Here is a 13,771-nt window from a genome sequence, read left to right as displayed (position 1 = left end):
GGTAAGTCGCGCAAGCGGCACATCAGGATGAGGGCAGATGGTGGCAACCAGGGCACAGAACCGGCCGATGGTTATCCTGGATCGGTGGCGGAAGTCCCGAAAGCTGCGCAATTTCGGCACGTTGGGTCTGGTGGTTCTGGGGCCGGCCCTGGCCTTGGCGACCTATCTGGTGATCGGGCCGTTCGATCTGGGCGCGACCGCGCCGTCGCTGCGGCTGATCCTTCTGGCGGATCTGGTGTACGTTCTTGTCGTGGCGGCCCTGGTGCTCAACCAGTTGGGTCGCCTGATTGCCGCGCGGCGTGCGAAATCGGCGGGGTCCCGCCTGCACCTGCGGCTGATCGGCGCCTTCACGCTGCTGGCGCTGGTGCCCACGGTGATCGTGGCAATCTTTGCCGGCCTGACGGTGAATATCGGGCTCGAAGGCTGGTTCTCGGACCGGGTGCGGCAGGTGGTGGGCTCGTCGCTGACGGCGGCCGAAGCCTATGAGCAGGAGCACCGGCAGGGCCTGACGCAGGATGCGCTTGTGCTGGCCCGGTTTCTGGACAATGCACGCTCGCTGGATTTCTTCATCTCGGATGGGGAACTGCGCGAGGTGCTGGCGCAGGGGCAGGCCCAGATCCAACGCGGCCTGCGCGAAGCCTATGTCATCGACGGCAGCGGCGAGATCCGGGCCCGGGGGGACCGGTCCTATCTGTTCAACTATGAACGACCCACTCCGCAGCAGTTCGAGCAGGCGCGCGCGCAGGGCCATCTGGTCATCGCCGACTGGCCCAACGACGAGTTCCGCGCTCTGGTCCCGTTGGAGGCCTTTCCCGACCGGTACCTGTATGTCAGCCGCGCAGTCGACGGGCGGTTGCTGACTCTGTTGGACGACACCAAGGAAACCGCCCAGTTCTACCAACAGCTCGAACGCGAACGGGGCCGGGTCCTGTTCGAATTCGGCCTGCTGTATCTGGGCTTTGCGCTGATCCTGATCCTGGCAGCGGTGTCGCTGGGCATGTGGTTCGCCGAACGTCTGTCGCGCCCGGTGGGGCGACTGACCACCGCCGCGCAACGGGTCGGGGCCGGTGATCTGGACGTGCAGGTCATCGAAGAATCCGGCGATGACGAGATTTCCATGCTGGGCCGTTATTTCAACCAGATGACCCGGCAATTGAAGGCGCAGCGGGATACGTTGCTGGAAAACACCCGCCAGATCGAAAGCCGGCGGCGGCTGTTCGATTCGGTGCTCAGCTCGGTCACGTCGGGCGTTGTCGGGGTCGATCCGGACGGGCGGGTGACATTCGTGAACCGGTCGGCCGAACGGCTGCTGGACTGGTCCGGCAGCGACCGGCATCCGCCGATCGGCATTGCCGTGCCCGAATTTCTGCCGTTGTTCGAGAAATTGAAGGAAAGCGGGCAGGAGGCCGTCCAGGGCGAGGTCAAGGTGATCCGCAAGGGGCGGCTGGAGAACCTGCTGGTGCGCATGGCCACGCGTCGCGGCGAGGATGGCCGCCTTGAAGGCTATGTGGTGGCGTTCGACGACGTGACAGACCTGGTCAGCGCTCAGCGGATGGCGGCCTGGGGCGACGTGGCGCGCCGGATCGCGCACGAGATCAAGAACCCGCTGACCCCGATCCAGCTGAGCGCCGAGCGCATCAAACGCAAGTTCGCCCGCAAGCTGGAGCCCGAGGACGGCGCCACGCTGGAATCCATGACCGATGTGATCGTGCGCCAGACCAACGACCTGCGCCGAATCGTGGACGAGTTCTCGAAATTCGCGCGGATGCCCGAACCGGACCGGCGCCAGGAGGATGTCGTCACTCTTGTCGGCGAGGCGGTCTTGCTGCAACAGGCCGGGCAGCCGGAAGTCGAGATCACGGCGGATCTGCCGGATCGGCCGGTGCTGGCCGACGTGGATGCGACCATGCTGAGCCAGGCCTTGACGAACCTGATCAAGAATGCCGGCGAAGCGATTGAAACACTGAAGGAAAAGGGCGCGCCCGAAAACCTGAAGCCGCAGATCCGCGTTGCGCTGGAAACGATTGATGACGGGGTTCAGATCACCATCGCGGACAACGGGGTCGGTCTGCCCGAGGATCGGGCCAAGCTGTTCGAACCCTATGTGACCACCCGCGACGAGGGGACGGGGCTGGGCCTGCCCATCGTCAAGAAGATCATTGAAGAACACGGCGGTTCGCTGACCCTCGAAGATGCCCCCGTGTTCGCCGGACAGGACCATTTTGGCGCGATGGCCGTGATCCGCTTGCCGTTGACCGACGCGGTCCCGGCCGCAGCGCCGCAGAAACAGGCAATAAAAACCAACTCACTGAAAGCAGGCCAAAGATGAGCGACATTCTGATCGTAGATGACGAGCGCGATATTCGCGAACTTGTGTCCGACATTCTGGAGGACGAAGGCTACACCACCCGGCTGGCCGCCAACTCGGACGAGTGCATGAACGCAATCAACGCCGAGCCGCCGGGGCTGCTGATCCTGGATATCTGGCTCAAGGACAGCCGGATGGACGGCATCGACATCCTGAAGGCGGTCAAGCGCGACAATCCCGACATTCCGGTGGTGATCATCTCGGGGCACGGCAACATCGAAATCGCCGTTGCCGCGATCAAGCAGGGCGCCTATGACTTCATCGAAAAGCCCTTCAATATCGACCAGTTGATGGTGGTGATCCGCCGCGCCATGGAGACCTCGCGCCTGCGCCGCGAGAACGCCTCGCTCAAGCGCAAGGAAGTCAGCTGTTCCGAGATGATCGGCAGTTCGGCCGCGTTCCGCGCCATGGTGGCCCAGTTGGACAAGGTGACCAAGTCGAACGGTCGGGTGATGCTGCGCGGCCCGGCCGGGTCGGGCAAGGAGATCGCCGCGCGCTACATCCACGCGCATTCCAACCGCGCCAACGCCCCCTTCGTGACGGTGAATTGTGCCGGGATCGAACCCGAGCGTGTGGAAGAGGTTCTGTTCGGCCGCGAGTCGCCCGAACGCGGCATCGAATCCGGTCTTCTCGAACAGGCGCATGGCGGTGTGATCTATTTCGACGAAGTGGCCGACATGCCGCTGGGCACTCAGTCCAAGATTCTGCGGGTGCTGGTGGATCAGCAGTTCCAGCGCGTCGGCGGCAGCGACAAGGTGCGGGTCGATCTTCGGGTGATCTCGTCGACCAACCGCGACCTCGAGGCCGAGATCGCGGCCGAGCGGTTCCGCGAAGAGCTGTATCACCGCCTGAACGTGGTTCCGATCGCGGTGCCGTCGCTGGAGGACCGGCGCGAGGACATTCCGGTTCTGGCGCGGCATTTCATCCAGATCTGCAACGAGACCCAGGGCCTGCCCGTGCGCGAGTTGTCGGACGAGGCGGTGGCGCTGCTGCAGACCATGAGCTGGCCCGGAAACGTGCGACAGCTGAAAAACCTGGTCGAACGAGTGCTGATTCTGGGCGACGGCAGCGGCCCGATCGAGGCGCGCGAACTGCCCAGCGACGAAGACAAGAGCGAAGAGCCGGGCCGCGTGGTGCTGTCGGGCGCGCTGGCAACCTTGCCCCTGCGCGAGGCGCGCGAGGCCTTCGAACGCGAATACCTGCTGACCCAGATCAACCGGTTCGGCGGCAATATCAGCCGCACGGCCAACTTCGTGGGGATGGAGCGCAGCGCGCTGCACCGCAAGCTGAAGTCGCTGGGGGTGGTGACCTCAAGCAAATCCGGCGCCCGGGTGGCCCGGGTGGACGAACCCGAACCGGCCGAGTGACGGGCGGCTTGCCTGCGGGGGTGAATGCCCCTGCGGCGCAGGCGCGAACCGGTGTCGTCCGCGTCAGGGCGTGATGATCTGGAAGGATCCGTCGTCGAATTTGACATAGCAGGCGCTGCCGGTCAGCGGCGGCAGGGTGGTGGTCCGCTGGGGGGCAATTCCGCGTTTCTGGCTCTGCTTGCAGGGCGGCAGGCTGACCGGCAGGTATCCCTTGCGCGCCATGCATTGCGCCTCGACCGTGTCGCGCAGGCCCTTGTTCGCATCCACGGTATAGACCCGCCCCGGCTCCCACCAGCCGGCCGAGCGATAGCAGCGTCCGCGGCCGTCGCAATAGGTCTGGCCCGGCCAGTAGACCGGCGGAGATTGACGCACCTGGTTGGCCACGGGCACCTCGTTCAGCGCCGCGACCTGGCATTCGGTTGTGTCGGTCTGCATCCGGGTCACGCTCGCGCCTTCGCGATAATACATCGACAGAGGGCCGCAGGCGGCCACGGCAAGCAGGATCAGACAGGTGGGCAAAACGGTTTTCATGCCTCGATCTTGCATCACGGATCAGGTCATGACAATTCAATTGACCGCATTCGGGGCATCTGTCATTCAAAACGCTCAGGCAGAAGGGCCAAGGGAATGAAGGTCATCATTTGCGGTGCCGGCCAGGTCGGGTGGCAGATTGCGCGGCACCTGTCGGGCGAGTTGAACGACGTGACCGTCGTGGACAACAACCCGGACCTGGTGCGCCGGGCGATCGAAACGCTGGACGTGCAGGGCGTCGCGGGCTTTGCCAGCTATCCCGACATACTCGAACAGGCCGGGGCGCGGGACGCCGACATGATCATCGCCGCCACCCATTCGGACGAGGTGAACATGGTCATCTGCCAGATGGCGCATTCGGTGTTCTCGATCCAGCGCAAGATCGCGCGGCTGCGTGCGAAGTCCTATCTCGAGGCGATTCACCGCGATCTGTACCGGCGCGACCATCTGCCCATCGACGTTGTGATCAGCCCCGAGCGCGAAGTGGCCGCCGCGGCCATGCGTCGTCTGTCGGCGCCGGCGGCCTTCGACACCGAGCTGTTCATGGACGGCATGGCGCAACTGCTGGGCATCCGGCTGGACGAGGATTGCCCCATCGTGAACACCCCTTTGCGTCAGTTGACCGATCTGTTCTCGACCCTCAGCGCGATCGTGGTGGGGGTTCGGCGCGACGGCACGCTGTTTGCACCGGAATCCGAAGATCAGCTTTTCGTGGGCGACGAATGCTATGTCTTTACCCACGTCAAGGACGTGGACCGCACGATGGAGGTCTTCGGCAAGACGCAGAAAAAGCAGGACCGCGTGGTCATCGTCGGTGGCGGCAATGTCGGGCTCGAGGTCGCGCGCTCGCTGGAAGAGCGCGAGGGTCGGATCCGCGCCAAGGTGATCGAGCGCGATCGGCGCTGCGCCGAGAAGGCCGCCGAGGCGCTGGAGCGCACGATCGTTCTGAATGGCGACGGTCTGGATGCCGCGTTGCTGCGCGAGGCCGGGATCGAACGGGCCGACGCCATGCTGGCCGTCACCGATGACGACCGGACCAACATGCTGTCGGCGGTGCGAGCCAAGGCCGAGGGGTGTCCGCTGGCGATTGCGCTGATCAACGATCCCAGCATGGCGGCCCTGACCGGCCCGCTGGGAATCGATGCCTATATCAACCCGCGCGCCACCACGGTCAGTTCGATCCTGCGCCACATCCGGCACGGTCGTGTGCGGCAGGTCTATTCGATCGGCGACGCCGAGGCCGAGGTGATCGAAGCCGAAGTCCTGTCGACCTCACCGCTTGCCGGGCAGAAACTGCGCGACATCGCCTTCCCCGAAGGGGTGCTGGTCGGCGCGCTGCGTCGGGGCGACGAGGTGCTGCGGCCGTCCGGCAGCCTGCGGATCGAGGAAAAGGACGTGCTTGCGATATTCGCCATGGCCAGTGACGTGCCCGAGGTCGAACGCCTGTTGCAGGTGTCGATCGATTTCTTCTGATGGCCGTCGCGCGCAACGGACAGATCGGCGTTCTTCAACGCCTGCCCCTGTTCCTGCTGATCTGGGGCGTTGCGTCGGTGGCGATGTGGATCCCGGCGATCTATGCGTTGGCGCTGAACGACCATCATACGTCTCAGTCCTTTTTCTATTCCGGCGTGATCGGGGTGTTTCTGGTGTCGATCATCGGATTGGCCCTGTCCAACCGGCGCCCGCGCAGGGGTACGTTGGGGCAACTGGCGGTGCTGTTGGCCACGCTGACCGTGCTGCCGGTCTTTCTGGCGGTGCCGATGCATGACGCGCTGGGAAACACGCGCTTTCTGAACGCCTATTTCGACATGGTCAGCGCCGTGACGACCACCGGCGCCGATCTGTTCAGCGATCCCGGCCGCCTGTCGGCCCCGGTGCATCTGTGGCGCGCGCTGGTCGGCTGGATGGGCGGGCTGCTGATGTGGGTCTCGGCGGCGGCCATCCTTGCGCCTCTGTCCCTGGGCGGGTTCGAGATCACCGCACGCGGTGAGCCGGGGCGGCCGGTCTCGGGTGTGGCGCAGAGCGAATTGACCGATCCTCGCGGCCGCCTGTTTCGCGTGGCCCGGACCCTGACGCCCGTCTATGCGGGCCTGACGGCCGTGATCTGGATCCTGCTGCTGATCGCGGGCGAACAGGGTCTGACGGCGATTTGCCATGCGATGTCGATCATGGCGACGTCGGGGATTTCACCCGTCGGCGGTCTGGAGGGATCGACCGCGGGGATCACGGGTGAGGCCATTCTGTTCCTGTTTCTGTTCTTCGCTCTGTCGCGGTTGACCTTTTCGACCGATACAGCGGTATCCGGTCATACCCGTCTGGACAAGGACCCTGAATTCCGCATCGGCCTGCTGATCGTGGTCGCGGTCGCGGCCCTGCTGGTGTTCCGGGCCCTGGCCGGCATGGCCGAGATCGGAGGGCAGGCCACCGGGTTGCAGATTCTCAACGTGATCTGGGGCATGCTGTTCACGGTGCTGTCCTTCCTGACGACCGCCGGGTTCGAAAGTGCCTATTGGAACGATGCGCAGCAGCTGTCGGGCCTGGGAACGCCGGGGCTGGTGCTGATGGGGCTGGCGCTGATCGGGGGCGGGGTGGCCACGACGGCGGGCGGGGTCAAGCTGTTGCGGGTCTATGCGCTGTATCTGAACGGCGCGCGCGAGCTGGACCGCCTGATCCACCCGTCATCGGTCAGCGGCGCAGGGGCGGGCAATCGCCGCATCCAAAGCCAGGGGGCTTACATCGCGTGGATCTTCCTGATGATGTTTGCCCTGGCGCTGGCGGTCTTCGACGTTCTGCTGGCCGCCGAAGGTGTGGGCTTTGAGCAGGCCATGGTTCTGAGCGTCGCCGCGCTGAGCACCACCGGCCCTTTGATCGAACTGGCGACGGACGTGCCTTTGCGGCTGATCGACCTGTCAGCGGGGGCCAAGCTGTCACTGTGCGCGGGAATGGTGATCGGGCGGCTGGAAACGCTGGCGATCATCGCGCTGATCACGCCCAGCCTGTGGCGCGATTGAATCGGTTCGGGTTACTGCCTGATTTTTCATCTGGAATATCTGTTCGTGTCACTCCATACTCGGCCCGAGGGAGCGCGTTGGTCCGCAGCGCGTATGCAAGAACAACGGCGAGATAACAAAACATGGCTTCGGACAGACAGAATCTTCAGGATGCCTTCCTGAACAATGTACGGAAAGCAAAGGTTCCCGTTACGATTTTCCTGATCAACGGCGTGAAATTGCAGGGTGTCATCACCTGGTTCGACAATTTCTGCGTGCTGCTGCGCCGCGACGGACAGTCGCAGCTGGTCTACAAGCACGCGATCTCGACCATCATGCCGTCGCAGCCGATCAACCTGTATGAAGGCGAAGACGCCTCTTGATGGAACATGACCGGACGCGCACCCGGGCCTGGGTGCTGCATCCCGATATCAAGTCAGATGACCAGCGCCGCGACCCCGTTCCGGCGCTGGAAGAGTCGGTGGCATTGGCTGCCGCCTTGCCCGATCTGGATGTGATCGGGTCCGAGATCGTGCGCCTGCCGCGGGCGCAGCCCGGCCTGCTGTTCGGCAGCGGCAAGATCGAGGAACTGGGCGCGCGTTTTGCGGAAAACGAGATTCAGCTGGTTCTGGTCGACGGGCCGGTCACCCCGGTTCAGCAGCGCAACCTGGAGAAGGCGTGGAAGGTCAAGATCCTCGACCGGACGGGGCTGATTCTGGAAATTTTCTCGGACCGCGCCCGCACGCGCGAGGGTGTGCTGCAGGTCGAGATGGCCGCGCTCAGCTATCAGCGCACGCGCCTGGTGCGGGCCTGGACCCACCTGGAACGTCAGCGCGGTGGGCTGGGCTTTGTCGGCGGGCCGGGGGAAACCCAGATCGAGGCCGACCGGCGTGCGATCGACGATCAACTGGTGCGCCTGCGCCGCCAGTTGCAGAAGGTCGTGAAGACACGGACGCTGCACCGCGCTGCGCGGGCCAAGGTGCCCTATCCGATCGTGGCGCTAGTGGGCTATACCAACGCGGGAAAATCGACGCTGTTCAACCGCCTGACCGGGGCCGAAGTCATGGCCAAGGATATGCTGTTTGCCACGCTGGACCCGACCATGCGCCGGATCGAACTGCCCGACGGCCCCGAGGTGATCCTGTCCGACACGGTGGGTTTCATCTCGAACCTGCCGACCGAACTGGTCGCGGCCTTCCGGGCCACGCTCGAGGAGGTTCTGGCCGCCGACCTGATCGTGCATGTGCGCGACATCAGCCATGCCGAGACCGAGGAGCAGGCCGAGGATGTGCGCACGATCATGGCCTCGTTGGGTGTGGACGACACCCGCCCTCAGCTTGAAGTCTGGAACAAGATCGACCTGCTGTCCGACGAAGACCGGAAGGCCGTGCAGGCCCGGGCCGAGCGCGATCCGGCGGTGTTCCCGATCTCGGCCGTGACCGGCGAGGGCATCGATCCGCTGCTGAGCCAGATCGCCACGATCCTGCAGGGCGTGCGCCGGGAGGAGGTTCTGAAACTGGGGTTCGCCGACGGCAACAAACGCGCCTGGCTCTTCCGGCAGGACGTGGTGCGCGGCGAAAAACAGACCGAGGACGGGTTCGAGATCACCGTTCTGTGGACCGACAAGCAGGCCAACCAGTTCGCGGGCCTCTGACGGTCAGGCCCCGTCGATCTGGCGCTGATGATCGTCGGCATCGAACCAGCCCAACGACGACTGGATTTTGTACTCTGCATCCAGCTCCCATTCTTCCCAGCCGCGCGTAATCACCGCATTGCCGGTCCGGGCGTGGTGCCCTTCAAGGGTCCAGACGAAAATGGCGTGGGGACCGGCCCATCGCAGCATATCGCAGCGTACTTCAAGGTCGGGAAAGTCGTTGTGAAACCTGCGCGCCATGTCCGCGATGGCCGCCCGCCCAACGATGGGGGCGCCGCGATTGATGCTGATCTGTCCGTCCGACGTAAAGAATTCGGCCACGGCATCAGCGTCCCCCGAGCTCCAGGCGATGGCATAGTCGCGGGCTAGATTGTTCAGGGTATCGCGCAAACTGGCCATGATTTTCCCCCTCGCGCTGCGGTCCGGGCGCTCGGGAATGGTAGGCCAAGCCACGGGGCCACGTCCACGGGGCTACAAAAAAGGGGCGGGGGTCCGCCGAAATCCCGACTATTGCGGCATCAGACGGGTGGTCCCGACGGCGGCGGCGCGGGCCAGATCCAGATCCAGCGACATCGGAATGTATTCACCCCGGCGCCACAGCTGCGCCTGATCGTCATAATAGCGCGACAGGAAATGGCCCGATTGCCCGGTCGCCGTGATGAAGACCGAGCTGTCGGGGTCGGCAAAGTCATAGACCCCACGATAGCCCGCGCCGTGCACGTTCTGGAACGGGTCCGGCCCTTCGCCCGAGGTGCGTCCGCGCAGCAGGGTGTTGTCGCCGCCGCTGGTCGATTGGCGGATATTGACGAAATAGCGCAGCACCGGAACCTCGCCCAGCACCGGGTGATAATGGGTGGCCTGGTGGGCATCGCCCCAGCGCAGGGATTCCAGTTGGCTGCCATAGCGCTCGGAAATCCAGACCAGCGCATCGTCCAGGGCCAGCCGGGCCATGTCGGTGCAGGTTTCCACCGGTGCGCTCTGCCGGACGTCGCACCAGGCCGAGGCCCCGTCGATGTCGCGGAAAACGCGTTCGATGAACAGGGGCTCGACGTGCTTGAATTCCTTGGCCAGAGGCCCAAGGTCATCAGCGATCAGGCGTTTTTGCAGCGCGCGGACCCAGGCCGCATAGATCAGCGGCTCGGGCAGGTGCTCGTTCATCTCGCCGTTCCATTCGGCCAGCAGGGTCAGGGCGATCTGGCGCTGGCGTTCGGGGGTGCCTTCGGGCGCGGCCTCGCCGGTGAACCACAGGTCGGCCCCGATCAGCGGCAGCAGCGACCGCGCGGTGAAGCTGACCGTGTCCAGCTGCGCCTCGATGAAGCTGTCGCGGGTGTGCACCTCGCGCGATTGCATCAGGCGTTCCCAGCGGTGGATGCGCTGCGTATCGCCCCATTCATAGGACACATGCAGGGGGAAAGGCCGGTCGATGATCTTGTTGTTGGTGTTGCCCAGCACGCCGCCGGCGGGGGCCACGAATTCGGGGTTGTCGGAATAGGGCAGACGGCCCTGCCAGCGGTTGGCCGCGATCCAGCCCGGCGTCGGGATGCGCCCGCGGCTTTGGTTGTTCAGGTCGCGCCGGGGCATTGCGCCGATCAGCTTCATGCCGATCGTGGTCTTGTCGACCACGGACAGGTTCTGCGACGGCGCGATGTACGTCTCGGCGGCGTCGATGGCTTCGCCCACGCTATCCGCGTTCATCAGGGCCATCGAGGCGCTGATCGAAGTGTCGCGCGGGCTGAGCGCCGTCCAGGACAGCGAGGCCACATGCCCCGGCGGCGTGATGGTTTCCAGGTCGTAGTGCGTGCCGGGCAGGACGGGGCCGTTCTCGGTCCAGCGCAGGGTCAGGGTGATCGGGGGCGCGTCCTTGATTTCGATGATCGAGGGGCGCGTCTTGAAGGGTTTGTAGCCCTCGGGCGTCAAGTATTCCTCGGGGTTGTCGGGGTTGACCTTCTCGATATGCACGTCCTGATCGTCAAGATAGGACGAGGTCAGCCCCCAACCCAGCCGGTCGCTGCGGCCGGACATCACCGCGGGAATGCCGGGGATGGTGGCACCGATGACGCCGCCTTTGGCCAGTTCCAGCCGCGCCAGGTACCAGATCCCCGGCGCGGTCAAGCCCAGATGCGGGTCGTTGGCCAGCAAGGTGCCGCCGCTGGCCGAGCGCGACGGCGCCGCGGACCAGGCATTCGACGCCCCCGCCAGACCGCGTTCGGGGAAGGGCGACAGTGGCGAATCCGGCATGTCGGTTCCTTGGGCATAGCGTGGCAGGCCGGGAAACAGCGCGGAATATTCCGGCAGCGCGGCGATCCCGTCGCCGGGTACGTCGGGCAGGATGTCGGCCAGTCGCGCGGGATCGTTCAGCATCAGCGAGACGCGCGCGCGCAGCACCTCGTCGGCCAGGTGGCCGGACAATTGCACCGCCATCAGCTTGATCAGGGCAATGCTGTCGCCGGGTTGCCAGGGGGCCACGGGGGCGTTGAACAGGAACATCTCGGGTGCGCCGCGGCCCAGGGCGCGGTCGTTGATCTCGTCGAGGCGGGCGTTTACCCCGGCTGCATAGGCGCGCAGGGCGGATTGGGTATAGTCATCCTGAACCTCGAAGGACTGATGCGCGAGCGTGTACAGATCCAGCCGCCGCATCAGCTTGTCGATCTGGACGGTGCGCGGCCCGAACAGTTCGGACAGGCGACCCTGGACCGTGCGGCGCATGACGGTCATCTGCCACAGCCGGTCCTGCGCGTGGGCGTAGCCAAGGCCGAAAAAGACGTCGGGGTCGGACTGGCCCAAGATGTGCGGCACGTTGGCGTTGTCGCGTACGATCTCGACCGGGGCTGACAGGCCCTTGACCTTCAGCGTCTGGTCATAGTCGGGCAGGGATTGGCTGGCCAGGTAATAGACAAGCCCGACAGCGGCCACCGCCAGAACAACCAGCCCCGAGGCGATCCGCAACAACCAGCGAAAGACAAGACCCATCAGCAGCGCCCCAAATCAACCCATCCAATCGCGGCGGAGGTTAAATCATGCCGCCGCCGACCAAAAGAGCCCGCCCCCGGAAAATACCGGCCGGAAACGAAAAACCCTGCCGTCACGCCACGCGGAGGGCAGGGTCTGATTCCGGTCCTGTTCGGGGGATCAGGGAATGATGCGCGTGTATTTGACGCCTTCGACGGTGGCGCCGACCTGCAGCCCGGCCTGGCCGAACACCGCGGCCAGAACCGGTTTGCGCAGGGTGGTCAGGTCGGTCGACAGCTGGTCGCCCTGGTCGCTGACCACATAGCCGATATCGGCGCCTGCGGTCCAACCGTTGGACCGGCGGAACTCGTTCAGCGCGTCCTGGGTCATAAAGAACAGAACATGCGCATATTGCTGGGCGCCGATCTGCAGCCCCGCCGTGCCCTTGACAGCCGAATAGTAATCGACCGTGGCACCGTTGATGCGCAGCGCGCCGCGCCCATAGCCGCCGCCAAAGACGAATCCGGCCTCGGTGATCAGCGGCATGACCAGCATGCCGTTGGCCTTGTTGGCGATTTCGACCGTGTTGGGATACCGGGCGAACATCTCGTTCAGCGTGGCATCGACGCGGGCGTCGATGGTGGCCGCGTTCGAATTGCCGACGCCGTTGCCGCAAGCGGCGGTCAGGGTCAGTCCGGCCATGCCGAGGGCAAAGCCGCGACGGCTCAGTCGTGGTGTGTTGGAGCTGCTCATGTTTCTTTTTTCTCTGTCGATGTGCCTGAAAAGCCGGGTGGTCCCGATCTTGTGTGCAAGAATACGCCGAACGGAGTCGGGTGTCACGGGAAAACCGGCGGGCCAAGGCCGGCCCATCGGCGGAAAATCGCGGAGTCCCGCGGGATTAGCCTTGCAGCAGCTTGGCGACCCGTGGCGCGAAATAGGTCAGGATGCCGTCGCAGCCCGCGCGTTTGAAGGCCAGCAGGCTTTCCAGCATCACCTTTTCGCCGTCGATCCACCCGTTCTGCGCAGCGGCCTGGATCATCGCGTATTCACCCGACACCTGATAGGCATAGGTGGGCGCGCCGAACGTGTCCTTGACCCTCCGGCAGATGTCAAGATAGGGCATGCCGGGCTTGATCATCACCATGTCGGCGCCCTCGGTCAGGTCGCGCTGGATCAGGCGCAGTGCCTCGTTCGAGTTGCCCGGTTCCATCTGATAGGTCTTTTTGTCGCCGGTCAGTGCCCCCGAGGCCCCCACCGCATCACGGAAAGGCCCGTAGAAGGCGCTGGCATATTTCGCGGCGTAGCTGAGGATCATGACGTCGTGATGGCCCGCGGCCTCGAGTGCCTGGCGCATCGCGCCGATCCGGCCGTCCATCATGTCGGACGGGCCGATGATGTCGGCTCCGGCCTCGGCCTGTGCCAGCGTCATCTTGACCAGCGCCTCGACCGTTTCATCGTTCACGATCTTGCCGTCCACCACGTACCCGTCATGGCCGTTGATGTTGTAGGGGTCCAATGCGACGTCGGTCATCACCGCGATTTCGGGCGCGGCCTGCTTGATCGCGCGGATGGCACGGTTGGACAGGTTGTCGGGGTTCCACGCCTCGGCGCAATCCTGCGTCTTGAGGCTGGGATCGGTGTAGGGAAACAGGCAGATCGCCGGGATGCCCATCGCCTGCGCCTCGGCCGCCGCCTTGGCGATCAGATCGACCGAGCGGCGCACCACGCCGGGCATCGAGGGTACGGGCTCTTCTATGCCCTCGCCGTCGCGCACGAAAACCGGCCAGATGAGGTCATCCACGGTCAGGGTGTTTTCGCGCACCAGGCCCCGGATCGCCTCGGACTGGCGGGCGCGACGAAAGCGGCCGTGGGGGTAAGGGGCGATTGTCGGTTTCATGGCGCGTTCTCCTTG

Annotated in this window: 11 protein-coding genes; 6 read left to right on the top strand and 5 right to left on the bottom strand. The window is 64.9% G+C overall.

Annotation, left to right across the window (positions count from 1 at the left end):
* Positions 1-37: 37 nt before the first annotated feature.
* On the top strand, positions 38-2,329 hold the full coding sequence (locus F3H26_RS02490) for a sensor histidine kinase NtrY-like (protein WP_149774483.1): 2,292 nt from the start codon (positions 38-40) through the stop codon (positions 2,327-2,329).
* Positions 2,326-3,735, top strand: coding sequence for a nitrogen assimilation response regulator NtrX (gene ntrX / locus F3H26_RS02485; RefSeq protein WP_149774482.1), 1,410 nt, complete (start codon positions 2,326-2,328; stop codon positions 3,733-3,735). Before F3H26_RS02490 ends, ntrX begins: the two co-directional genes overlap by 4 nt.
* A gap of 63 nt (positions 3,736-3,798) precedes the next feature.
* Here the strand turns inward: ntrX and F3H26_RS02480 are convergent, their stop codons facing one another.
* Positions 3,799-4,266 (bottom strand): hypothetical protein, encoded by a 468-nt coding sequence (locus tag F3H26_RS02480; protein WP_149774481.1) that lies wholly within the window; start codon positions 4,264-4,266, stop codon positions 3,799-3,801.
* 96 nt (positions 4,267-4,362) lie between these two features.
* Here F3H26_RS02480 and trkA point away from each other — a divergent pair, with 96 nt between their 5' ends.
* The 4 genes from trkA (at position 4,363) to hflX (ending at position 8,910) form a co-directional block, all read left to right on the top strand.
* Positions 4,363-5,739 (top strand): Trk system potassium transporter TrkA, encoded by a 1,377-nt coding sequence (gene trkA, locus F3H26_RS02475; RefSeq protein ID WP_149774480.1) that lies wholly within the window; start codon positions 4,363-4,365, stop codon positions 5,737-5,739.
* Positions 5,739-7,277, top strand: a complete 1,539-nt coding sequence (locus F3H26_RS02470) for a TrkH family potassium uptake protein (RefSeq protein WP_149774478.1) — start codon at positions 5,739-5,741, stop codon at positions 7,275-7,277. The genes trkA and F3H26_RS02470 overlap by 1 nt, the downstream gene beginning before the upstream one ends.
* A 122-nt stretch (positions 7,278-7,399) precedes the next feature.
* Positions 7,400-7,639 carry an RNA chaperone Hfq gene (gene hfq / locus F3H26_RS02465; RefSeq protein ID WP_005982826.1) on the top strand — a complete coding sequence of 80 codons (240 nt, stop codon included), beginning with the start codon at positions 7,400-7,402 and terminating at the stop codon, positions 7,637-7,639.
* Positions 7,639-8,910: a GTPase HflX gene (gene hflX / locus F3H26_RS02460; RefSeq protein WP_149774477.1), complete on the top strand. Its 1,272-nt coding sequence runs from the start codon at positions 7,639-7,641 to the stop codon at positions 8,908-8,910. Before hfq ends, hflX begins: the two co-directional genes overlap by 1 nt.
* 3 nt (positions 8,911-8,913) lie before the next feature.
* Here the strand turns inward: hflX and F3H26_RS02455 are convergent, their stop codons facing one another.
* From F3H26_RS02455 to hemB, 4 genes are all read right to left on the bottom strand, one after another.
* The gene (locus tag F3H26_RS02455; protein ID WP_149774476.1) at positions 8,914-9,309 is read right to left on the bottom strand and encodes a nuclear transport factor 2 family protein; all 396 of its coding nucleotides are present in this window, start codon (positions 9,307-9,309) and stop codon (positions 8,914-8,916) included.
* 108 nt (positions 9,310-9,417) lie between these two features.
* Positions 9,418-11,880: a penicillin acylase family protein gene (locus tag F3H26_RS02450; RefSeq protein WP_149774475.1), complete on the bottom strand. Its 2,463-nt coding sequence runs from the start codon at positions 11,878-11,880 to the stop codon at positions 9,418-9,420.
* 159 nt (positions 11,881-12,039) lie between these two features.
* The gene (locus F3H26_RS02445; RefSeq protein ID WP_149774474.1) at positions 12,040-12,612 is read right to left on the bottom strand and encodes a lipid-binding SYLF domain-containing protein; all 573 of its coding nucleotides are present in this window, start codon (positions 12,610-12,612) and stop codon (positions 12,040-12,042) included.
* 145 nt (positions 12,613-12,757) lie between these two features.
* Positions 12,758-13,756, bottom strand: a complete 999-nt coding sequence (gene hemB / locus F3H26_RS02440) for a porphobilinogen synthase (RefSeq protein WP_149774472.1) — start codon at positions 13,754-13,756, stop codon at positions 12,758-12,760.
* Positions 13,757-13,771 lie beyond the last annotated feature (15 nt).

The organism is Ruegeria intermedia, assembly GCF_900129345.1.
GTDB classification, from domain to species: Bacteria; Pseudomonadota; Alphaproteobacteria; order Rhodobacterales; family Rhodobacteraceae; genus Ruegeria; species Ruegeria intermedia.
Note: the sequence above shows the minus strand (reverse complement) of the source record. Positions and strands in the feature narration are given on the sequence as shown.